Annotated in this window: 23 protein-coding genes; 6 read left to right on the forward strand and 17 right to left on the reverse strand. The window is 68.3% G+C overall.

Going from position 1 to position 19,282, the window contains the following annotated elements:
- Positions 1 to 148: 148 nt before the first annotated feature.
- The 11 genes from rpsQ to rpsJ are packed head-to-tail and all read right to left on the reverse strand — an operon-like array spanning position 149 to position 5,412.
- Positions 149 to 424 (reverse strand): 30S ribosomal protein S17, encoded by a 276-nt coding sequence (rpsQ, locus tag ACZ6SF_RS21495; protein ID WP_466063930.1) that lies wholly within the window; start codon positions 422 to 424, stop codon positions 149 to 151.
- The gene (gene rpmC, locus ACZ6SF_RS21500; protein ID WP_357422068.1) at positions 421 to 660 is read right to left on the reverse strand and encodes a 50S ribosomal protein L29; all 240 of its coding nucleotides are present in this window, start codon (positions 658 to 660) and stop codon (positions 421 to 423) included. Before rpmC ends, rpsQ begins: the two co-directional genes overlap by 4 nt.
- A complete protein-coding gene (gene rplP / locus ACZ6SF_RS21505; RefSeq protein ID WP_452561873.1) occupies positions 660 to 1,076 on the reverse strand; it encodes a 50S ribosomal protein L16 in 417 nt (138 codons plus the stop codon). The genes rpmC and rplP overlap by 1 nt, the downstream gene beginning before the upstream one ends.
- A 3-nt stretch (positions 1,077 to 1,079) precedes the next feature.
- Positions 1,080 to 1,877, reverse strand: a complete 798-nt coding sequence (rpsC, locus tag ACZ6SF_RS21510) for a 30S ribosomal protein S3 (protein WP_357242000.1) — start codon at positions 1,875 to 1,877, stop codon at positions 1,080 to 1,082.
- A complete protein-coding gene (rplV, locus tag ACZ6SF_RS21515) occupies positions 1,878 to 2,276 on the reverse strand; it encodes a 50S ribosomal protein L22 (RefSeq protein WP_030522694.1) in 399 nt (132 codons plus the stop codon).
- Positions 2,273 to 2,554 carry a 30S ribosomal protein S19 gene (gene rpsS / locus ACZ6SF_RS21520; RefSeq protein ID WP_062999056.1) on the reverse strand — a complete coding sequence of 94 codons (282 nt, stop codon included), beginning with the start codon at positions 2,552 to 2,554 and terminating at the stop codon, positions 2,273 to 2,275. Before rpsS ends, rplV begins: the two co-directional genes overlap by 4 nt.
- 14 nt (positions 2,555 to 2,568) lie before the next feature.
- Positions 2,569 to 3,405, reverse strand: coding sequence for a 50S ribosomal protein L2 (gene rplB, locus ACZ6SF_RS21525; protein ID WP_450003378.1), 837 nt, complete (start codon positions 3,403 to 3,405; stop codon positions 2,569 to 2,571).
- 33 nt (positions 3,406 to 3,438) lie between these two features.
- Entirely contained in the window at positions 3,439 to 3,744 is a 306-nt protein-coding gene (rplW, locus tag ACZ6SF_RS21530; RefSeq protein ID WP_030522697.1) for a 50S ribosomal protein L23, read from the reverse strand.
- Positions 3,741 to 4,430: a 50S ribosomal protein L4 gene (rplD, locus tag ACZ6SF_RS21535; RefSeq protein ID WP_466063931.1), complete on the reverse strand. Its 690-nt coding sequence runs from the start codon at positions 4,428 to 4,430 to the stop codon at positions 3,741 to 3,743. Before rplD ends, rplW begins: the two co-directional genes overlap by 4 nt.
- Positions 4,427 to 5,092 carry a 50S ribosomal protein L3 gene (rplC, locus tag ACZ6SF_RS21540; RefSeq protein ID WP_466063932.1) on the reverse strand — a complete coding sequence of 222 codons (666 nt, stop codon included), beginning with the start codon at positions 5,090 to 5,092 and terminating at the stop codon, positions 4,427 to 4,429. The genes rplD and rplC overlap by 4 nt, the downstream gene beginning before the upstream one ends.
- A gap of 14 nt (positions 5,093 to 5,106) precedes the next feature.
- The gene (rpsJ, locus tag ACZ6SF_RS21545) at positions 5,107 to 5,412 is read right to left on the reverse strand and encodes a 30S ribosomal protein S10 (protein WP_003938093.1); all 306 of its coding nucleotides are present in this window, start codon (positions 5,410 to 5,412) and stop codon (positions 5,107 to 5,109) included.
- A gap of 460 nt (positions 5,413 to 5,872) precedes the next feature.
- Between rpsJ and ACZ6SF_RS21550 the strand changes: the two genes are divergently transcribed.
- From ACZ6SF_RS21550 to ACZ6SF_RS21570, 5 genes are all read left to right on the forward strand, one after another.
- Complete coding sequence (locus ACZ6SF_RS21550; RefSeq protein ID WP_466063933.1) at positions 5,873 to 6,352, forward strand: hotdog fold domain-containing protein; 480 nt, start codon at positions 5,873 to 5,875, stop codon at positions 6,350 to 6,352.
- Between the two features lie 349 nt (positions 6,353 to 6,701).
- Positions 6,702 to 7,847, forward strand: a complete 1,146-nt coding sequence (locus ACZ6SF_RS21555; protein WP_466063934.1) for an FAD-dependent oxidoreductase — start codon at positions 6,702 to 6,704, stop codon at positions 7,845 to 7,847.
- A 79-nt stretch (positions 7,848 to 7,926) separates the two neighbouring features.
- The gene (locus ACZ6SF_RS21560; RefSeq protein WP_466063935.1) at positions 7,927 to 8,907 is read left to right on the forward strand and encodes a zinc-binding dehydrogenase; all 981 of its coding nucleotides are present in this window, start codon (positions 7,927 to 7,929) and stop codon (positions 8,905 to 8,907) included.
- Positions 8,904 to 9,800 (forward strand): LLM class flavin-dependent oxidoreductase, encoded by an 897-nt coding sequence (locus ACZ6SF_RS21565; RefSeq protein ID WP_466063936.1) that lies wholly within the window; start codon positions 8,904 to 8,906, stop codon positions 9,798 to 9,800. The genes ACZ6SF_RS21560 and ACZ6SF_RS21565 overlap by 4 nt, the downstream gene beginning before the upstream one ends.
- An 82-nt stretch (positions 9,801 to 9,882) precedes the next feature.
- Positions 9,883 to 11,085, forward strand: a complete 1,203-nt coding sequence (locus ACZ6SF_RS21570; protein ID WP_466063937.1) for a lycopene cyclase family protein — start codon at positions 9,883 to 9,885, stop codon at positions 11,083 to 11,085.
- Positions 11,086 to 11,141: 56 nt separating this feature from the next.
- Here ACZ6SF_RS21570 and ACZ6SF_RS21575 read toward each other — a convergent pair whose 3' ends face one another.
- From ACZ6SF_RS21575 to ACZ6SF_RS21585, 3 genes are read right to left on the reverse strand one after another with little or no spacing between them, the layout of a single operon-like run.
- On the reverse strand, positions 11,142 to 12,011 hold the full coding sequence (locus ACZ6SF_RS21575) for an ABC transporter permease (RefSeq protein WP_466063938.1): 870 nt from the start codon (positions 12,009 to 12,011) through the stop codon (positions 11,142 to 11,144).
- Entirely contained in the window at positions 12,008 to 12,817 is an 810-nt protein-coding gene (locus tag ACZ6SF_RS21580; RefSeq protein ID WP_466063939.1) for an ABC transporter permease, read from the reverse strand. Before ACZ6SF_RS21580 ends, ACZ6SF_RS21575 begins: the two co-directional genes overlap by 4 nt.
- Positions 12,814 to 13,929, reverse strand: coding sequence for an ATP-binding cassette domain-containing protein (locus tag ACZ6SF_RS21585; RefSeq protein WP_466063940.1), 1,116 nt, complete (start codon positions 13,927 to 13,929; stop codon positions 12,814 to 12,816). Before ACZ6SF_RS21585 ends, ACZ6SF_RS21580 begins: the two co-directional genes overlap by 4 nt.
- A 268-nt stretch (positions 13,930 to 14,197) precedes the next feature.
- On the opposite strand from ACZ6SF_RS21585, the gene ACZ6SF_RS21590 reads away from it, so the two are divergent.
- Positions 14,198 to 15,715 carry an aldehyde dehydrogenase family protein gene (locus ACZ6SF_RS21590; protein ID WP_466063941.1) on the forward strand — a complete coding sequence of 506 codons (1,518 nt, stop codon included), beginning with the start codon at positions 14,198 to 14,200 and terminating at the stop codon, positions 15,713 to 15,715.
- A 25-nt stretch (positions 15,716 to 15,740) separates the two neighbouring features.
- Here the strand turns inward: ACZ6SF_RS21590 and ACZ6SF_RS21595 are convergent, their stop codons facing one another.
- The 3 genes from ACZ6SF_RS21595 to ACZ6SF_RS21605 are packed head-to-tail and all read right to left on the reverse strand — an operon-like array spanning position 15,741 to position 19,177.
- On the reverse strand, positions 15,741 to 16,469 hold the full coding sequence (locus ACZ6SF_RS21595) for a MerR family transcriptional regulator (RefSeq protein WP_466063942.1): 729 nt from the start codon (positions 16,467 to 16,469) through the stop codon (positions 15,741 to 15,743).
- A 33-nt stretch (positions 16,470 to 16,502) separates the two neighbouring features.
- Positions 16,503 to 17,882 carry a serine hydrolase domain-containing protein gene (locus ACZ6SF_RS21600; RefSeq protein ID WP_466063943.1) on the reverse strand — a complete coding sequence of 460 codons (1,380 nt, stop codon included), beginning with the start codon at positions 17,880 to 17,882 and terminating at the stop codon, positions 16,503 to 16,505.
- Positions 17,883 to 17,923: 41 nt separating this feature from the next.
- A complete protein-coding gene (locus ACZ6SF_RS21605) occupies positions 17,924 to 19,177 on the reverse strand; it encodes a TetR/AcrR family transcriptional regulator (protein ID WP_466063944.1) in 1,254 nt (417 codons plus the stop codon).
- Positions 19,178 to 19,282 lie beyond the last annotated feature (105 nt).

Consider the following 19,282-nt stretch of genomic DNA (forward strand, 5'->3'; position numbering starts at 1 on the left):
ATAAACGAACAAAACGAACACCAGGGTGACCAGTCAGGACATACCGGTGGCCGTTATCGCCGGGCGGCCTGAGGACAAACAAAACGAGGCCCGTCTTCCAGAGCGGAAAACGGGCCTCGTATACGACCTTCGCAGCCGGAGCGCGACCTTACTTGGCCTTCTCCAGGACCTCGACCAGCCGCCACCGCTTGGTGGCCGACGTGGGCCGGGTCTCCATCAGCTGCACGCGGTCACCGACACCGGCGACCTCGTTCTCGTCGTGCGCCTTCACCTTGGAGGTGGTGCGGATGATCTTGCCGTAGAGGGCGTGCCGGGTACGGTCTTCCAGCTCCACGACGATCGTCTTGTTCATCTTGTCGGAGACGACGTAACCGACACGAACCTTGCGGCGGCCGCGCTCCTCCACTTTCTGCTCGTCACTCATGCCGCATCTCCCTTGTCAGCGGGTCCGGTGGCCAAACCGAGCTCGCGCTCACGCATGACCGTGTAGATACGCGCGATCTCGTGACGCACCACACGCAGCCGGCGATTGTTGGTCAGCTGACCGGTCGCCATCTGGAAGCGCAGGTTGAACAGCTCTTCCTTCGATTCGCGCAAGCGGGAGACGAGCTCGTCTTCGCTCAGCTCGCGGAGCTCTGCGGCAGGGGTACCGGTTGCCATCAGAACTGCTCCTCCCTCGTCACGATCCTGCACTTCATCGGGAGCTTGTGCATCGCGCGGCGCAGCGCCTCGCGAGCGATCTCCTCGTTCGGGTAACTCATCTCGAACATCACGCGGCCCGGCTTGACGTTCGCGATCCACCACTCCGGCGAACCCTTACCGGAACCCATGCGGGTTTCGGCCGGCTTCTTGGTGAGCGGGCGATCCGGGTAGATGTTGATCCAGATCTTGCCGCCACGCTTGATGTGGCGGGTCATCGCGATACGCGCCGACTCGATCTGCCGGTTGGTCACGTACGCCGGCTCCAGCGCCTGGATGCCGAACTCACCGAACGTCACCGAGGTGCCGCCCTTGGCGAGACCGCTGCGGCTCGGGTGATGCTGCTTGCGGAACTTGACCTTGCGGGGCATCAGCATGGGTCAGCCCTCCTGCTTTTCTGCCGGGGGCTCGGCCACCGCGGTAGCGGCGCGCCCGGCCTCGGTGCTGGTCGCAGTGGTGCCGGAGGAACCGGAACGACGCGGGCGGTTCGGGCGCTCGCGGCGCGGGCGATCCCCGGCCGGCGCGCTCGGGGCGGGCAGCTCACGCTTGCCGCCGACGATATCGCCCTTGTAGATCCAGACCTTGACACCGATACGACCGAAGGTGGTCTTGGCCTCGTAGAGGCCGTAATCGATATCGGCACGCAGGGTGTGCAGCGGGACGCGGCCTTCGCGGTAGAACTCCGAACGCGACATCTCGGCGCCACCGAGGCGGCCCGAGCACTGCACGCGGATGCCCTTGACGTTCGGCGAACGCATGGCCGACTGGATGGCCTTACGCATCGCGCGACGGAACGCCACCCGGTTGGAGAGCTGCTCGGCCACACCCTGGGCGACCAGCTGCGCATCCGATTCGGGGTTCTTGACCTCGAGGATGTTCAGCTGGACCTGCTTCTTGGTGAGCTTCTCCAGCTCGGCGCGGATCCGGTCGGCCTCGGCGCCGCGGCGGCCGATGACGATGCCCGGACGCGCGGTGTGGATATCGACGCGGACCCGGTCACGGGTGCGCTCGATCTCCACCTTGGAGATGCCGGCCCGCTCCATGCCGGTGCTCAGCAGCTTGCGGATGGCGACGTCTTCCTTGACGTAGTCCGCGTACTGCTTGTCTGCGTACCAACGGGACTTCCAGTCGGTGGTGATACCGAGGCGGAAGCCGTGGGGGTTGATCTTCTGTCCCATTTACTTTGCCCCTCCCTTCCGGCGGCCACGAGTGCCACCGGCGGTGGGGACGCTCTCGACCTCGATGGTGATGTGGCTGGTGCGCTTGCGGATCCGGAACGCCCGGCCCTGGGCGCGCGGCTGGAACCGCTTCATGGTCGCGCCCTCGTCGACATACGCCGTCGAGATGACCAGGGTGTCGGGGTTGAGGCCGAGGTTGTTCTCGGCATTCGCCGCGGCGCTGGCCACGACCTTGGCGACCGGTTCACTGGCGGCCTGCGGGGCGAACCGGAGCAGGTCGAGCGCGTCGGAGACGCGCTTGCCGCGGACCAGGTCCACGACCCGGCGGGCCTTCATCGGGGTCACGCGCACGTGCTTGGCGGTCGCGCGCGCAGTCGGATTCTGAGTTTCTGTGCTCATCGCCGCTTGCTCTTCCGATCTTCCTTGACGTGGCTGCGGAACGTCCTCGTCGGCGCGAACTCACCGAGCTTGTGCCCGACCATGTTCTCCGAGACGAACACCGGCACATGCTTGCGGCCGTCGTGGACGGCGAAGGTGTGGCCGATGAAATCGGGGGTGATGGTCGAACGACGCGACCAGGTCTTGATGACCTGCTTGCTGCCCTTCTCGTTCTGCACGTCCACCTTCGCCTGGAGGTGGTCGTCGACGAACGGGCCCTTCTTGAGGCTGCGTGGCATTTCTTACCTCCTCCTTAGCGCTTCTTGCCGGTGCGACGGCGACGGACGATGAGCTTGTCGCTCGGACGGTTCGGCTTACGGGTACGGCCTTCCGGCTGACCCCAGGGCGAGACCGGGTGGCGACCACCGGAGGTCTTGCCCTCACCACCGCCGTGCGGGTGGTCGACCGGGTTCATGACGACACCACGGACCGTGGGACGGCGACCCTTCCAGCGCATACGGCCGGCCTTGCCCCAGTTGATGTTCGACTGTTCGGCATTGCCGACCTCGCCGACGGTGGCGCGGCAGCGCACGTCGACGCGGCGGATCTCACCGGAGGGCATACGCAGCGTGGCGTAGGGGCCTTCCTTGCCCAGCAGCTGGATGCTGGCACCGGCCGAGCGGGCCATCTTGGCGCCGCCGCCGGGACGCAGCTCCACCGCGTGGATGGTGGTACCGGTCGGGATATTGCGCAGCGGCAGGTTGTTGCCGGGCTTGATATCCGCGGTCGGACCGGACTCGATCTTCGTGCCCTGCGAGATGCCCTTGGGCGCGATGATGTAGCGCTTCTCGCCGTCCAGGTAGTGCAGCAGCGCGATATTGGCGGTGCGGTTGGGGTCGTACTCGATATGAGCGACCTTGGCCGGCACGCCGTCCTTGTCCAGCCGGCGGAAGTCGATCAGCCGGTAGGCGCGCTTGTGACCGCCACCGCGATGCCGGGTGGTGATGCGGCCGTGGCCGTTACGGCCACCGCTCTTGGTCAGCGGGCGGACCAGCGACTTCTCGGGGGTCGACCGGGTGATCTCGGCGAAGTCCGAGACGGACGACCCGCGGCGGCCCGGGGTAGTCGGCTTGTACTTACGGATTGCCATGAGTTCTTCTCTGCTTTCTGGATTCCCCGCCGCTTACGCGACCGGGCCTCCGAAGATCTCGATGGGCTTGCTGTCGGCCGAGATGGTCACGAGCGCGCGCTTGGTGTCCTTGCGCTTGCCGTAACCGAAGCGGGTCCGCTTGCGCTTGCCCTGACGGTTGGCGGTGTTGACGCTGGTGACCTTCACCCCGAAGACCTTCTCGACCGCGATCTTGATCTGGGTCTTGTTGGAGTCCGGGTGGACGATGAAGGTGTAGGTGCCTTCCTCGATCAGTCCGTAGGACTTCTCCGAGATGACCGGCGCCAGCAGGATGTCGCGCGGATCGGCGATGGTGCTCACTTGCTCTCCTCCTGTGCAGCCTCGGCCGGGCCGTGCACGAAGGCGTTGAGCGCCTCGACGCTGAACACGACCTCGTCGCTGTCCAGCACGTCGTAGGTGTTCAGCTGGTCCGGTGCGATGGTGTGCACGAATTCCAGGTTGCGCGCACTCTTCCAGGCGTTGACGTCCTCGCGGCCGACGACCAGCAGGAACTTCTTGCGATCCGAGAGCTCGGACAGGAAGGTCTTCGCGGTCTTGGTCGAGGGGTCCTGGCCCGCGACGAGTTCGCTGATCACGTGGATCCGCTCGCTGCGCGCCCGATCCGACAGCGCGCCACGCAGGGCGGCCTGGATCATCTTCTTGGGGGTGCGCTGGCTGTAGTCGCGCGGCTTGGGGCCGTGCACGGTGCCACCGCCGGCGAACTGCGGCGCCCGGGTCGAACCCTGGCGGGCGCGGCCGGTGCCCTTCTGGCGGTACGGCTTCTTACCACCGCCGCGGACCTCGCCGCGGGTCTTGGTGGAATGCGTGCCCTGGCGGGCGGCGGCCTGCTGGGCCACGACCACCTGGTGCATCAGCGCGATATTCGCGGTCACGTCGAAGATCTCGGCGGGGAGATCGACGGTGCCGTTGGTCTTACCGCCCAGTTCCTTCACCGGCAGGGTGAGGTTGGCGGACTTCTTCTCCGTGTTCACTGCGGAGCTGCTCATGCGTGCGCACCACCCTTCACGGCGCTCTTGACGATCACGACGCCGCCCTTGCGACCCGGGATCGCTCCCTTGATCAGCAGCAGGCCGTTCTCGGCGTCCACCTTGTGAACCGACAGGTTCTGCGTGGTGACGCGGTCGTTACCCATGCGGCCCGACATGCGCATGCCCTTGAACACGCGGCCGGGGGTGGCGCAGCCACCGATGGAACCCGGGCGACGGTGCACGGCCTGCGCACCGTGGGAGGCGCCCTGGCCGCTGAAGCCGTGACGCTTCATGGTGCCGGCGAAGCCCTTGCCCTTGCTGGTGCCGGTGACGTCGACGTAGGTGCCCTCTTCGAAGGACTCGGCCGAGATCTCCTGGCCCACCTCGAAGGTCGAGGCGTCGGCGATGCGGATCTCCGCGACGTGCCGGCGCGGGGTGACACCGGCCTTGGCGAACTGGCCGGACTCCGGCTTGTTCACCTTGCGGGGGTCGATGGCGCCGAAGGCGACCTGAACGGCGCTGTAGCCGTCGCGCTCGACGGTACGGATCTGGGTGACCACGTTCGGTCCGGCTTTGACGACGGTGACCGGGACGACCCGGTTCTTGTCGTCGAACACCTGGGTCATGCCCAGTTTGGTGCCCAGGATGCCGGCCGCGGGCCTGCTCTTGTTGTCAGTCATATCGAGAGTCCCCGTCACTGGATATTGACGTCGACGCTGGCCGGCAGGTCGATGCGCATGAGCGCGTCCACCGTCTTCGGCGTCGGGTCGAGGATGTCGATCAGCCGTTTGTGCGTACGCATCTCGAAGTGCTCGCGCGAGTCCTTGTACTTGTGCGGCGAACGGATGACGCAGTACACGTTCTTCTCGGTCGGCAACGGCACCGGCCCCACGACCCGGGCCCCGGTGCGGGTCACCGTTTCGACGATCTTGCGCGCCGACGCGTCGATCGCCTCGTGGTCATAGGCCTTGAGCCTGATGCGGATCTTCTGTCCCGCCACGCTAAGTGTCCTTTTCTCCGCTTTCGTCCGTGATCCGGATACCGGCTAGGGCGTCCGTACCACCTTCATTTGCACAGCCCGAACACACGATGACGTCTCAGTGGAGACCACGACCGGGGCATGCCCGATCCGCGCCGCTGTTCATCTGTCATGGTTCTCCGGTCCACGCGGTCGGGCGTGTCGCCTCTCCGCTCATTCCTCGGCCCCGAGATGAAATCTGATCGTGGCCCTCGGAACTACGTCCCGGACGTACCCACACCGCCGAACGGTGAGGTACTCGCTGGTTTTGCTCACCCCGCCCGGCCTGGTCGTCTCATGGAAACGACCGCCACCCGGGGCAAGGCAACCCGAACAGTATGCACGAGCCCCCCGAGGCGTTCCAAATCGGGGTCCGCCGAGATCCGGCGCTTGCGCCACCATACCGCGCCGCCGCTATCTTACCGATGAGTAAGATAGCGCCATGACGAATGAGACCGGCACCTACCGCGGCTGGCGGAAACTGCCCGACAACCCCCTGGGCCACGGCCTGTTCTCCCTGTCGATGGTCGCCCGGGTCCCCTATTTCGCCACCGTGCTGCCCCGGGTCGTCCGGCTGGAACCCGGGTTGTGCGAGGTCAAGGCCCCGAAATGGTTCGGCGTCCACAACCACCTGGGCACCTTTCACGCCATCGCCGCCTGCAATCTCGCGGAGATCGCCATGGGCATGCTCAGCGAGGCCACCGTCCCCACCACCCACCGCTGGATCCCCAAGGCGATGCAGGTCCAGTACCTCACCAAGGCGACGACCGGCCTCCGAGCCGTGGCCGAACTGGCAGAGATCCCGGACTTCGCCACATTCACCGAGGGCCGCGATCTCACCGTTCCCGTCTCGATCTACGACAAGACCGGCCGCGAAGTGGTGCACGCGGACATCACCACCTGGGTCACACCCAAGGGCTGACTCCGGACGCACCGCCACGGGCCCGAACAACGGCGAACCGGCGCCGGTCTCGCGATGATCGCGGCGGACCCGATGTGAGCTGTCGCATACACCATCACATTCCGCGGCACTACTTCGTCAGAGGAGCACCGGCTCCTCTGACAGAAGGCTGCGTCATGACATCGAGAGCGACCCCCTCCCCACAACTCCTCGCCGACGCCCCCGCGCCCGCCCACACTCCTCGAGTGGGCGCCGAGAACTCCCGGCTTCCGGGCCACGCATGTCAACAGCCGTTGGCCAACAACTGTTGACTTCCCCCGAAGTCCCCTCTACCTTTAATGACAACAATCGTTGACTTCGAGGAGTCGCAGTGCACAACCCCATCGCAGACGTCCTGATCGTCGGAGCCGGCCCGGTCGGTCTCACCGCGGCGATCGTGCTGAAACAACTGGGCCACGATGTGGTGATCGTCGATCGGCAGGCCGCGGGCGCCAACACTTCCCGCGCGGCGGTGGTGCATCCGCACACACTCGAGATCCTGGAGCCCTACGGTGTGACCGAACCGCTGGTCGCGCGCGGTGTACACACCCCGACGTTCACGATTCGCGACCGGGACCGGCTGCTGCTGGCGGTACCGTTCAGCGATCTGCCCACCGCCTACCCCTACACGCTGATGATCTCCCAGGCCGACACCGAGAAATTCCTGCTGGACCGGCTGATCGCGCTCGGCGGCGAGGTGCTCCGGCCGGTGACGGTCACCGGGATCCACCAGGGACAGGATTCGGTCACCGCCACAGTGTCGGACGGGGACCCCATCCACGCGCGCTATCTGCTGGCGGCGGACGGTATGCACAGCCTGGTGCGGGAACAATCGGGGATCGGATTCACCGGCGGCAGCTACGGCGAATCGTTCACTCTGGCCGATGTCCGCCTCTCCGGTGGCGTACCCACCGATGAGGTCATCCTGTATTTCTCACCCGCCGGGCTCGTGGTGGTCGCGCCGCTGCCCGACGCCATGTATCGGATCGTGGCCACTGTGGACGAGGCGCCGCACGACCCGGATATCGCGTTCGTACAGGGACTTCTCGACCAACGCGGCCCGGAGAGCCGGCCGGCCGTGGTCGAAGAAGTGGTGTGGGGTTCGCGTTTCCGCGTGCACCACCGCATCGCCGATACCTTCCGCCACGGCCGGATCCTGCTCGCCGGTGACGCCGCCCACGTGCACTCGCCGGCCGGCGGCCAGGGAATGAATCTCGGGATCGAAGACGCCGTCACCGCGGCGACGACCCTGTCGCGCGTCCTGGCCGGCGAATCGGAAAGCCTGCTCGACGAGCACGCCGCCGCCCGCCGCCATACGGCCGAAACCGTCGTCTCCACCGCGGGCCGTCTCACCGATCTGGCCACCGCGTCGGCGCGCGTCCGGCCGGTACGCAACACCGCCATGGCGTTGGCGGGCAGAACGACGGTCGTACGGAATCGGCTGGCCATGCGACTGTCGGGACTCGACCGCCGCTGAGAACGCCGATCGGCGAGCGCGGAGACAGTTCCGTGCGGTGGGCCCCGGCGACGGCGCCCGGATCCTTCGAGGAGATGACATGTACTCGATTCGGCAATACCACTTCGGTTCACCGGACCGATTGGTGTACGAGCAGGTTCCCGACCCGGTACCCGGCCCAGGGCAGGTACTGGTGCGAGTCGGGGCGGCCGGGGTCCACCTGATCGATACGGCGTTGCGTGCGGGAACCGTCTCCGGCCCGGTCCCACCGCCCGAACTGCCGATGACACCGGGGCGAGAAGTGGCCGGTGTCGTCACCGGGCTCGGCGCAGGCGTCGACGACCGATGGCTGGGCAGGCGGGTGGTGACCCATCTCGGGCCCCGCGGCAGCGGTGGATACGCGGAGTTGGTCGCCGCCGATCCCGCTTCTTTGCACGAGATACCCGAGGACGTCGAGGACGCGGCCGCCGTAGCGGTGGTCGGTACCGGCCGGATGGCAATGGGGATCCTGCATCACGCCCGGCTGACCGCGGAGGATGTGGTGCTGGTGCACGCGGCCGCGGGCGGGATCGGAAATCTGCTGGTGCAGGCGGCGATCCGGGCCGGAGCCACCGTTGTCGGCGCGGCGGGTGGGGATCGCAAGGTCGAGCGGGTCCGGCGTTCGGGCGCTGTGGCGGTCGACTACACCGCCCCGGGCTGGACCGAGAGCGTGCGGGCGGCGCTGGGTGACCGCCCGCTCACGGTGGTTTTCGACGGTGTCGGCGGCACGGTGGGCCGGGCGGCGTTCGATCTGCTCGGCGCGGGCGGGCGGGTCATATTGTTCGGATGGTCCTCGGGGGAGCCGACGCGATTCACCTCGGCGGACCTGTTCGAGCGGCAACTGACGGCGGTGGTGGCGCTGGGGGCGAGTATCACCGGAATCCCCGGAGGCCTGCGCGGCCTCGAACAGCGGGCGCTGACCGAACTCGCCGCAGGCAGGTTACGACCGGCCGTACAGACCTTCCCGTTGCGAGACGCGCCGGCGGCCCATATCGCGCTGGAGAATCGCACCACTGCCGGGAAGGTGGTGCTCATACCGTGAGAATCGGTGTCATCCTGCCCTCGGTGACGACCCAGGCGGAGCAGAATCTGGACCTGGCGAGCGCTGCCCGGCATATCGAACAGCTCGGATTGTCGGGGGTGTGGCACGGCGATCACCTCGCCACCGGGGCACCCACTCTGGATGCGACGATCGCTCTCGCGGTCGCCGCCGCCGCGACCGAGCGCGTCCACATCGGCACGAGCGTCTACGTTCCGGCGATGCGCTCCCTGGCCTGGGCGGCCAAACAGATCGCCGGTCTCCAGCATGTCAGCGGCGGCCGGCTACTGCTGGGCGTCGGATCCGGCGGCGGACCGGCCCAGTGGCAGGCGGCGACGATCCCCTATGCCGAGCGGGGCGCCCGTACCGATACCGCGCTACGCCTGCTACCCGCACTGCTCGCCGGTGAACAGGTCGATCTTCCCGACGCCCTGGAACCCACCCGGATCGCACTGTCGCCGCCCGCGCCCCTCCCGCCGATCTGGGTCGGCAACCATTCCGCGCCCGCCCGCCGGCGCGCCGCACGGCTCGGTGACGGCTGGTTTCCTTCGTTGATCACCCCCGCCCGGGTGGCCACGGGACTCGCGGAGATCACCGAACTCGCCGCTCGGTATCAGCGGCCGGCCCCCACGGTCGCCATCGGCGCGACCGGAGTCCTCGGCACCGGAGCGGGCCTGCCCGCTCGCCACGACATCGCCGCCGGAATCACCCGGGCCTATGGGCAATCCCTGGAGGAAACTCTCCCGATCCCGATCACCGGGCCCCCCGAGCAAGCCGCCGAGCGCATCACCGCGTACCACGACGCGGGAGCCCGGTATCTCGTCTTCGGCTTCGCCGGCGGCGACTGGCGGAGCCAATGCGACCTGCTGGCGCAGGCTCACGCCGCCCTCACCTGAACAGAAAGCAGAGGCACGGGCGCTGTGGGGTGCGGGCCGGTGGGTGTTGCCCTACCCCGCCCCACACCGTTGAATGCAGTACATGGCAGACAGCGCGGTCCACGAGTTCGATATCTGTGTCGTAGGGCTGGGCCCGGCCGGGAGAGCCCTGGCCCACCGCGCGACCGTCGCCGGGTTGCGTGTCGCCGCCGTCGATCCGCGCCCCGACCGGTTGTGGCCGCCGACCTTTTCCTGCTGGATCGACGAACTCCCGGACTGGTTACCGCACAGTGTGATCGCGAGCCGTATCCCGGCCCCCGTCGTCTGGACGAACTCCAGGATCGCGATCGACCGCCCCTACTGCGTGCTGTCGAAACCGCGGCTACGTGATGCGCTGTCGCTCGATGCCGCCAGGGTGTACGCGGGCCGGGCGGGACGGGTCGACGGGCATGAGGTCGAGCTGGCCGACGGCACGGTGATCCGGGCCGCGGTGGTGGTGGATTCGCGCGGTATGCCCACGCTGGGCGACCGGCGTGCCGCCAGCGCGCACGGGATCTTCGTGGCCGCCGAAACCGCGGCGCCGATGGTCGGCGAGGGTGAGGGGCTGCTGCTGGACTGGCGGCCGGAGAACGGCGCCGGCCCCGACGAGCCCCCGTCGTTCCTGTACTCGGTTCCGCTGGGCGACGGCACGGTGATCTTCGAGGAGACCAGCCTGGGCTTGCGCGGCGGCATGCCGCAGCACGAGTTGCGCAGGCGCACGCTGGCGCGGCTGGCGGCGCACGGGATCATGCTCACCGGGGAGGAACCGAGCGAGGCCGCCCATTACCCGCTCGACACCCCGCCCCCGGCGAAGGGCGTCGGCCGGGTGGTCCCGTACGGGTCCCGTGGCGGGATGATGCATCCCTGCACCGGCTACAGCGTGGCCGACTCCTTCGCTCTGGCCGATACCGCGGTCGCCGCGATCCAGCGCGGGGAGGACGCGGTCGCCGCCCTGTGGCCCTGGCAGGCCCGCCTCACCTACTGGATGCGGATGCGCGGACTGTGGGGCCTGGGGCGGCTCACCACCGAGCAGTCGATCGCGATGTTCGACTCGTTCTTCTCCGCGTCCCCGCGGGGGCAGCGCGCGCTGCTCTCGGCCCACGACGACTACGCGGCCCTGGGCGCCGTGCTGTTCAACACGGTGTCCCACACCTGGCCGTTCCGCTGGCGTTTCGACCTGGTCGGCTGGCGGAACCGCGATCGCTGGGTGGACTTTCCCTTCGCGGCCGCCGGTAGCGAGTCGCGGACGACCGAGTCTCAGCGGTAGGACCTGGAATCCAACGGGCCCGTCCGCCCGCGCAGGAGCGGACGGGCGGCGGCGGTTCAGCCGCCGTTCTCGGCGGCCTTCCGGTAGCCCCGTACTGCGGGATAGCCCAGCACGAGAATCACCCCGCCCACCCACAGCAGGGTGTCGATGAGCGGTTCGGCCACCGGCCCCCCGAAGGACAACCCCTTCATCGCCTCGATGGCGCAGCTCATCGGCTGGTTCTCCACCGTGGAGCGGAGCCAGTTCGGATACGCGAAGACGGGGACGAATCCGGAATTGAAGAACAGCAGCAAGTTGGTGAGCAGGCCGACGACCTGCACCAGCAGCGCGCCTTCGGTGAAGGTGGCCACCGCGGTGATGAAGACGGCGAAACCGATACCGAACAGGACCGGGATGCCCAACAGCGCCATGGCCGCCCACGGGCCCTGGTTGAATCGGAAGCCGAGCGCGAAACCCACCGCGAGCACGATCAGCGTGGTGATCAGCACCCGGATGGCTTCGGCCAGCAATCGCCCGGTGAGTCCGGCGGCCCGGTGGATCGGCATGGTCCAGAACCGGCCGAGCAGACCGGTGGCCTGCTCGGTTTTGAAACCGAGAGCGCTGACCACCGCGCCCGTCATCGCCGCGACCAGCATGATCATCGGGACCGTGCCGTAGATGGCGGGCCGCCCGGTGAACGAGGAGATGGAATCGTCCAGGACGATCCAGAACATCACCAGGGTGAGCGCGGGATAGACGATGGTCTGGATGGTGGTCGCCGGATCGCGCAGCCACCCGGTCAGCAGGCGTTTGCACTGGATCCAGCTGTGCGCCGCCCAGACCACCAAGGACTTCTCGGAGCGCGGTTCGGCGCGCGGCAGGTCCAGTGCCGCGGCGTGCGCCCGGGTACCGGGCCCGGTGCGTACGGAGGAATCGATAACGCTCATGACCGCCTCACACTCGCCCACACCGCGAACGGCACGAACAGCACCGCGAGCGCGATCAGCCAGATCAGGCCGACCCGCAGCACCTCCCAGGTCACCCCGTCACCTGCCATATCGCGCAGGGCGTAGGCGAACTGGGTGATGGGCTGGTTGCGCACGAACGGCCGGACCCATTCCGGGAACCCGGTCTCGGGGACGAAACCGCAGGACATCATGCCGAAGATCAGGGTCGGCAGGGTGAGCGCCTGGCTGAGCGATTCGGGGCTCTTGGTGAGACTGCCCAGCCCGTCGGCGCCGATCGCCAGGATCGTGCCGACGGCGAGCGCGAAGGCGCAGAACCCGATCGTCTGCCCCCAGCCGGCGGTGAATTCGAACCCGATGATGTGGCCGTAGATCAGCGCCGCTGCCAGCGAGGTCACCGACCGGACCAGGCCCGCGGCGATCCGCGAGGTCAACGGCACGAGGATGCCGATGGGCATGGTCTGCAACCGGGTGCTGAACCCGGTCAGCGCCTCGAAGGCGGCCAGCTGGGCATTGGACATCATGGTGAACGCCATGGTCTGCAACACCACGATCGGCATCACGAACTGGGCGTAATCGATGCCCTGGAACTGCATGACATAGCGCAGCGGCAGGTAGAAACCGACAGTGAACACCAGGGGTGTGAGTATCGCGGCGATCAGTTCGCCCCGGGTCGCCATGGTCCAGATGACCCGTCCGGTCAGCGCCCGCCACTGGGCGAACGACGACACCCGGGTACGCGGTAGTTCGGCGAACAGTTCGGTGCGGGCGACGGCCGGCGCGCTCACGCGTTCTCCTCCGGACCCTCGGCCTGACCCGGGTGACCGGTGATCGACAGGAACACATCGTCGAGCGAGGGGCGGCGCAGGCCGATATCGGCCAGCGCGATATCGGCGGCGTCCAGCCGGCGCAACGCCTCGGCCAGAGTGGCAGCGCCCTCCGGGGCCGGAAACGAGAGCCGGTCGGCGGCGGCCGACTCGGCCGATACCGCGGGCGGTACGAGTTCGCCCAGCGCCGCGGCCGCGCGGCCCAGTGCGCTCGGGTCCAACGGAACCACCTCGCAGTAGCTGCCGCCGGTTTTCTCCTTGAGCTCGTCGGCGGTGCCCTCCGCGATCACCGTGCCCTTGTCGATCACGATGATGTTGTCCGACAGCACATCGGCCTCTTCGAGGTACTGGGTGGTGAGCAGGACCGTGATGCCCTGTTCCTTCAGCGCGCCCACCAGATCCCAGACGCCCTGGCGGCTGCGCGGGTCGAGACCGGTGGTCGGCTCGTCGAGGAATACCACCTCCGGCCGCACCACGAGCCCGCAGGCGATATCCACCCGCCGCCGCATACCGCCGGAGTACTGTCGCACCGCGCGTCGTCCGGACGCGACCAGGTCGAATTCCGCGAGCAGCGTATCGGCGCGTTTACGGGCAGACGACCGGCTCAGCCCCATCAGACGGCCGAACAGTTCGAGGTTCTCGCGGCCCGTCAGATTCTCGTCGAGGGCGGCGTACTGGCCGGTCATCATGATCGACCGGCGCACCCCCGCGGGGTCCTGGCGCACATCGTGGCCCGCGACGACCGCGGTACCGGAATCGGGGCGCAGCAGCGTGGACAGGATCTTCACGGTGGTCGTCTTACCGGCCCCGTTGGGTCCCAGGATTCCCAGTACGGTGCCGCGGGCGGCGCGGAATCCGACCCCGCGCAGCGCGTGCACGTCACCGAACGATTTGGTGATGCCCTCGACTCGCACCGCGTCGTCGGACGCCGCCGGGGCCGGCACCGCGCGGGCGGGGGCCCCGTTCTCCGCACCCCGGTTCGTGGTCTCGAGCCCGGACGGGCGGATGTGCACCGACTCCGCCGGTGGGACATTGTCGCCGGCGGCTGCCCCGGCATCGTTCGAACTCGGCATCAACTCTCCACTATCGGCCGGACAAGTGTTGCGGGTGACCGGCGCATCGGTATCCCGCTGGATGATCCCTGGCGCCGGGCGCGATGTTACCGGCTGAGGTCACGGGCCCCGGCCCGCCGCCGATACCCCGAACGCCCGTGGATCAATTGTGCGTTTGCTCACAACACCCGGCCGATCCGTTATCCACCCTGGTCGGCGGTGCAAGGACAGCGCACGGGCAGTGCTGGTGCCTTGTCGGCCCGGTATGCACCACCATAATCTGATTTTCATGGCCGATACCGCGCAGCCCGAGGTGGCGGCGCGTTCGGGAGGACCCGGCCGACCGAGCGTGCTCACGTCCTACGACCCTCGTACCGGGGAGATCGTCGGCACCTATCCCGTCGCCGGCCCGAGCGAGCTCGCCCGCGCCGTCGATACCGCACGATCCGTCGAGACCTGGTGGTCGACAGCGGGTTTCGGTACTCGCAAACGGTTGTTGCTGGAGTGGAAGCGGGTGATCGCGCGCCGGGCCGCACAACTGGTGGACGTCCTGCGCGAGGAGACCGGTAAACCCGAGGCCGACGCCGCCATCGAGGTCTGGCTGGCCGTGGAGAATCTCGACTGGGCGGCCCGCAACGCGGGCCGGGCCCTGGGCCGGCGCTCGCTGGCCTCGAACTGGCTGACCCGCAACCAGCGCGCGTCGGTGGGCTATCTGCCGCTCGGCGTCGTCGGGGTCCTGGGTCCTTGGCAGAACCCGGTTTTCACGCCCATGGGGTCGATCGCCTACGCCATGGCCGCCGGGAACGCGGTGGTCTTCAAACCGCATGAACTCACCAGCGGCACCGGTGCGTGGCTCGCCGACACCTGGCGGGAGGTCGCCCCGGACAAACCGGTTCTGACGGCCGTCACCGGCGACGAGACGACCACCGCCGCACTGTGCCGCTCCGGGGTCGACAAGATCGCCTACGCCGGGCCCGAGGCGCCGGGCCGCGATGTGATCTCACTCTGCGCCCAGACGATGACGCCGGTGGTCGTGGAGAACTCCGGTAAGGGCGCCATGATCGTGCACGTCGACGCGAAACTCGACGACGCCGCCGACGCCGCGGTGTTCGGATCCATGGCCAATGCCGGGCAGAACGCGACCGGTGTGCAACGCGCCTACGTCGCCGCGTCGGTCTACGACCAGTTCCTCGATCTGGTGGCGGCGCGGGCGCGGGCGCTGCGCCCCGGCGGCGACCGGCGCGCGTCCTACGGGCCGATGATCCTGGAAACCCAGACCGAGGTGGTCCGCAAGCAGGTACGCGACGCGCTGGCCCGGGGCGGCCGCGCGGTCGTCGGGGGGCTGGACTCGATCCGCGAACCCTATGTGGAACCCATCGTGCTCACCGATGTGCCCGAGGAGAGCACCGCCATCACCGAGGAGGGCATCGGCCCGGTCCTCATCGTGAACAAGGTGCGCGATCTCGACGACGCCGTCGCCCGGATCAACGACGCCGGTCGCGGTATCGCGGTCTCCGTGTTCACCCGCGATATCGCCGAGGTCGAGATCTACGCCGAACGGCTGCGCGCGGGCGTCGTCACCGTGAACACCGCGACCACCTACGCCGGCATCCCGGCGCTGCCGTTCGGCGGCGTCGGCGAATACGGGCAGGGCCACAGTCACGGCGTACTGGGACTGCGCGAGTTCAGCCGCACCCTCTCGATCGCCCGCAACCGGTACGGCGAACCGCTGGGACTCTCCAGTTTCAACCGGAACCGGCGGCGGTTGCGTATGGCGCGCACGGTGTTCCGGTTCCGGCACGGCTAGCCACGCCGCCGCCAGAACTCCACGATCAGCGCGCAGAATCGCCGGTGAGCCGGGCCAGCCGTTCCCACGCCGGGGATGTGGCCCCGGCCGACATGGTCACCAGCCGAGCCAGCCCGGGATCGACGGCCGATCCGGCTTCACTCGTGGGGTCGGCTCCGCTCGCCAGCCATGTCGATGCGCGCGCGGCCAGCGCGGGCAGCCGAGGATCCTCGGGTGACCAGTCGAACGCGGCGTCGTAGGCGAGATAGATCGCGGTGAACTCCGGATCGGCAAGGTTTTCGAGTTTGGCGGCGGCCCACCGCGCGGCCTGCACCGGCTCGACCGCGTGGAGCAGGATCCAGATATCGCGCTCTGTCCGGATCGCCCGATCGCTGGCACCTACTTTTCGCAAACGGTCGAGGTAGTCGGCGACATCGCCGGATACGAAGAGCCGATCACCGCGGCCCAATTCCGCGATCCTCTCCCGGGTGCGCCTGATCTCCTCGGCCCGCTCGGCGAGCGCGGTATCGATCTCGGCCAGCGCCGCGGCGAACACCGGCGGGGTCGCGGTGAGGAGTTCCTCGATACGGGCCAGCGGCACTCCGGCCTGCGCCAGCGTCTTGATCTTGACAAGGCCCACGGCGTCCGCCGCGCCGTAGCGCCGGTATCCGGACGAATCGCGCTCGGGTTCGGGGAGCAGCCCGCGGTGGTGATAGACACGCACCGCTTTGATGGTGACGCCCGCGTACCGCGCGAGCTGCCCGATCGTGATCATTCGTCATTCCCTCCGCGGCACCGGGCCGCTCGCTCACCGCGCCCGGCCGAACACCCGGCCGGCGAGATCGATCCCGGCGACGGCGCCGTCCGAGTCGCGGGTGAAGTATCCCCGCTGCCCCACCAGTCCGCCGGCGGTGACGATGTATTCGTCGGCGTCGCCGGGCAGCAGGCCGAGCGGCGCGGGCGGGATATCCGGCGGCAACTCGACATCGGCGACCGCCCGGACCTCCGGCTTGATCGCACAGCCGATCGTCACCCCCGACCCGTCGGATTCCAGGGTTATCCGCATCATCTCGTTCTCGTACTCGCCGAGGATTTCCGCGACCCGGGCCGGGTCGTAGGGCACCGGTTCCGGGTCGTGCTCGACCACCCCGAGATAATGCTCCAGGACCCATTTCACCGTGGCCCGATTGAACGCCAGCCCCGCATCGGGCCCCGCGTTCGACAGCACCACCACTGCCAGGTCCCGTTCGGGCACGATCAGCAGATCGGCGAACTGACCGTTACCGGAGCCGCCGTGCCCGATGGTCGCCACACCGTCGATCGCCCGAAGGAACCAGCAGATCCCGAACCCGTCGCCGAGCGTGCTGCCCCGCAGCTCTACGGTCTGCTCCCGCATGGCCGCGAGCGTGTCCGCGGTGAGGATCCGATCGCCACCGGTGGTCCGGCCGTCACCGAGATGGAATCGCGCCCACCTGAGCAGATCCGCGGCCGAGGACACCAGCCCGCCGCCGGGATTGTTGGAACGGTTGTCCTTCCACTGCGTGGCGACGGTGAGGGCACCGTCCGCGCCGGCATTGTGCCCCACCGCGAAACGCCGCGTCATGACCTCGTTGAGCGCGTAGCCGCTGTGCGACAGCCCCAGAGGGGCGCACAGCAGATCCCGCACCGCCGACTCGAAGGTCGAGCCGGTGACGTTCTCGATGATCCGGCCCACCAGGTTGAAGCCGGCCTGGCTGTAGGAGGCCCGGGCTCCCGGCTCCGCGATCAGTGCCGATTCGGCGAGCATCGCGGCATGCCGCGCCAGGGCGTCATCGCCCTCACCCGGGTCCGCGCCGAGTTTCCATTCGAGTCCGGCGGTGTGGTTGAGCAGGCGCGCGACCGTGATCGCGGAGGAGACCGGCTCGGCGACGGCGAACTCCGGCACATAGCGCCGCACCGGGGCTCCGAGTTCGACGCGGCCTTCGTCGACCAGTCGCATGAGCGCGGTCGCGGTGAAGGTCTTGCTCACCGAGCCGATCACGAAACCGGTATCCGGATCGACCGGCACCGGGTTGTTCATGCTGGTCACGCCGTGGCAGGCGAAATGCTCGCCACCATCGGCCAGCACGCCCACGGCTACCCCCGGGAGCGCGAACTCGGCCGCCGCACCGGTGACGAATTCCCGGAGTTTCTGTTCCATCTCGTTCATGGATACATGCTCGAACCCTGCCCCTGGGTCAAGGTCAAGCTCTAATTCGAGATATTTCGCTGATCCACCGCGCGCCCGAGCAGGGTGGCCATCATCAGGGCGTGCACCCGGGCCATATGCTGCGGCCGCGAATCGAAACGGATCAGCCGGCCCACATCGATCACCTGGCCGATGGCCGAGTGCACCCGGAACCGGGCCTCGATCGGGTCGCCGTCCAGCAGGTTCGCCCATTCGTGCACGTTCTGCCGCTGGATGGCGCGCAGTTTGTGCTGTTCGGCCTGCGGCAGGTTCGGGAACTCCGCGTAGTACACCGACATGATCTCGGGCATGGTGAAACTGAGCCGGACATAGCGGTCGGCGATCTTGGCTACCGCGTCTTCCCGGCCGCTGGCCTCACCCAGCGCCTCGGTGATGGCGAAGGCCAGCCGTTCGCCGGTGCGGTGGAAGGCCGCCGCCAGCAGATCGGATTTACTGCTGAAGTACCGGTACACGCTGGAGGCGTTGATACCGACCGCCGCGCCGATCTCCTCGATACTGGCCTCGTGGTAGCCGCGCCGGCCGAAGATGCGGATCGCCTCGGTGAGCAGTTGCTCGCGTTTGGAGGTCACCGGAAGGCCGCGCGGCTGGTCGTCGGGCGCCCCGGCCACCGGAGCGGGCGGCAGTTCGGCGTGCACGATCGACCACGCCATCTCACGCAGCAGCGGGAGCAGTTTCGCGCTCGACAGCGCGGTCCGATGCGCGGAGATACTGCCGATCACGCTGAGCACGGCGGCGGCCAGCAGCGCGATATCCTCGGCGGGCGCGCCGGGACGCAGCTCCGCGATGGGCGCCGCGAAGGTGTTGTTGATCTCGTTGTAGAGCCTGCGGATCCGGGCCCGGTCGGCCTGCTCGAGATAGCGGCCCTCCCACCGGTACAGCCCGGCTTCCCGCCGGATCTCGATGGTGTGCTCGGCGACCGCCCGGATCAGGCCGTCCAGCCGTTGATCGGCGCTCGCGGCGCTGTCGTCGCCGGATTGCGCCGCCTCGAGCAGTTGTTTGGCGCCCTCCTCGGCCGCGGCGACCAGCAGGGCGTACTTGTTGGCGAAATGACGGTAGAGGGCCGGGCCCGAGATACCCACCTCGGCGGCGATCTCGTCCACCCCGACCGGGTAATATCCGCGCTCGCTGAAGGCCCGGGCCGCCGCGCGCATGATCTGCACCTTGCGGTCCTTGGGCCGGCGCCGCCCGTTCTGGCCGTTGCCACGGTCGGCGGGACGAAGACGCGCCGGGTCGACCCGGCTGCTATCCGCGACCATGCATTCTCCGTTCGCCTCGGCGGCGCCGCCGGTGTTGACAGCGCCGGACAAGTCAACCTAAGTTAACCACAATTCGCAACGTTAACCGCTATTCGCAGTACGGTT

The organism is Nocardia sp. NPDC049935, from assembly GCF_055586645.1.

Excerpts from the sequence above, each read along its gene's own strand:
- ACZ6SF_RS21600 (WP_466063943.1), bottom strand. The coding sequence starts at position 17,882 with ATGAACGAGATGGAACAGAAACTCCGGGAATTCGTCACCGGTGCGGCG.
- rplP (WP_452561873.1), bottom strand. The coding sequence starts at position 1,076 with ATGCTGATGCCCCGCAAGGTCAAGTTCCGCAAGCAGCATCACCCGAGC.
- ACZ6SF_RS21575 (WP_466063938.1), bottom strand. The coding sequence starts at position 12,011 with ATGAGCGTTATCGATTCCTCCGTACGCACCGGGCCCGGTACCCGGGCG.
- ACZ6SF_RS21595 (WP_466063942.1), bottom strand. The coding sequence starts at position 16,469 with ATGATCACGATCGGGCAGCTCGCGCGGTACGCGGGCGTCACCATCAAA.
- rplC (WP_466063932.1), bottom strand. The coding sequence starts at position 5,092 with ATGACTGACAACAAGAGCAGGCCCGCGGCCGGCATCCTGGGCACCAAA.
- rplD (WP_466063931.1), bottom strand. The coding sequence starts at position 4,430 with ATGAGCAGCTCCGCAGTGAACACGGAGAAGAAGTCCGCCAACCTCACC.
- ACZ6SF_RS21550 (WP_466063933.1), top strand. The coding sequence starts at position 5,873 with ATGACGAATGAGACCGGCACCTACCGCGGCTGGCGGAAACTGCCCGAC.
- ACZ6SF_RS21590 (WP_466063941.1), top strand. The coding sequence starts at position 14,198 with ATGGCCGATACCGCGCAGCCCGAGGTGGCGGCGCGTTCGGGAGGACCC.
- rplV (WP_030522694.1), bottom strand. The coding sequence starts at position 2,276 with ATGAGCACAGAAACTCAGAATCCGACTGCGCGCGCGACCGCCAAGCAC.
- rpsC (WP_357242000.1), bottom strand. The coding sequence starts at position 1,877 with ATGGGACAGAAGATCAACCCCCACGGCTTCCGCCTCGGTATCACCACC.
- ACZ6SF_RS21585 (WP_466063940.1), bottom strand. The coding sequence starts at position 13,929 with ATGCCGAGTTCGAACGATGCCGGGGCAGCCGCCGGCGACAATGTCCCA.
- ACZ6SF_RS21560 (WP_466063935.1), top strand. The coding sequence starts at position 7,927 with ATGTACTCGATTCGGCAATACCACTTCGGTTCACCGGACCGATTGGTG.
- rpsQ (WP_466063930.1), bottom strand. The coding sequence starts at position 424 with ATGAGTGACGAGCAGAAAGTGGAGGAGCGCGGCCGCCGCAAGGTTCGT.
- ACZ6SF_RS21605 (WP_466063944.1), bottom strand. The coding sequence starts at position 19,177 with ATGGTCGCGGATAGCAGCCGGGTCGACCCGGCGCGTCTTCGTCCCGCC.
- rpsS (WP_062999056.1), bottom strand. The coding sequence starts at position 2,554 with ATGCCACGCAGCCTCAAGAAGGGCCCGTTCGTCGACGACCACCTCCAG.
- ACZ6SF_RS21570 (WP_466063937.1), top strand. The coding sequence starts at position 9,883 with ATGGCAGACAGCGCGGTCCACGAGTTCGATATCTGTGTCGTAGGGCTG.
- rplB (WP_450003378.1), bottom strand. The coding sequence starts at position 3,405 with ATGGCAATCCGTAAGTACAAGCCGACTACCCCGGGCCGCCGCGGGTCG.
- rpmC (WP_357422068.1), bottom strand. The coding sequence starts at position 660 with ATGGCAACCGGTACCCCTGCCGCAGAGCTCCGCGAGCTGAGCGAAGAC.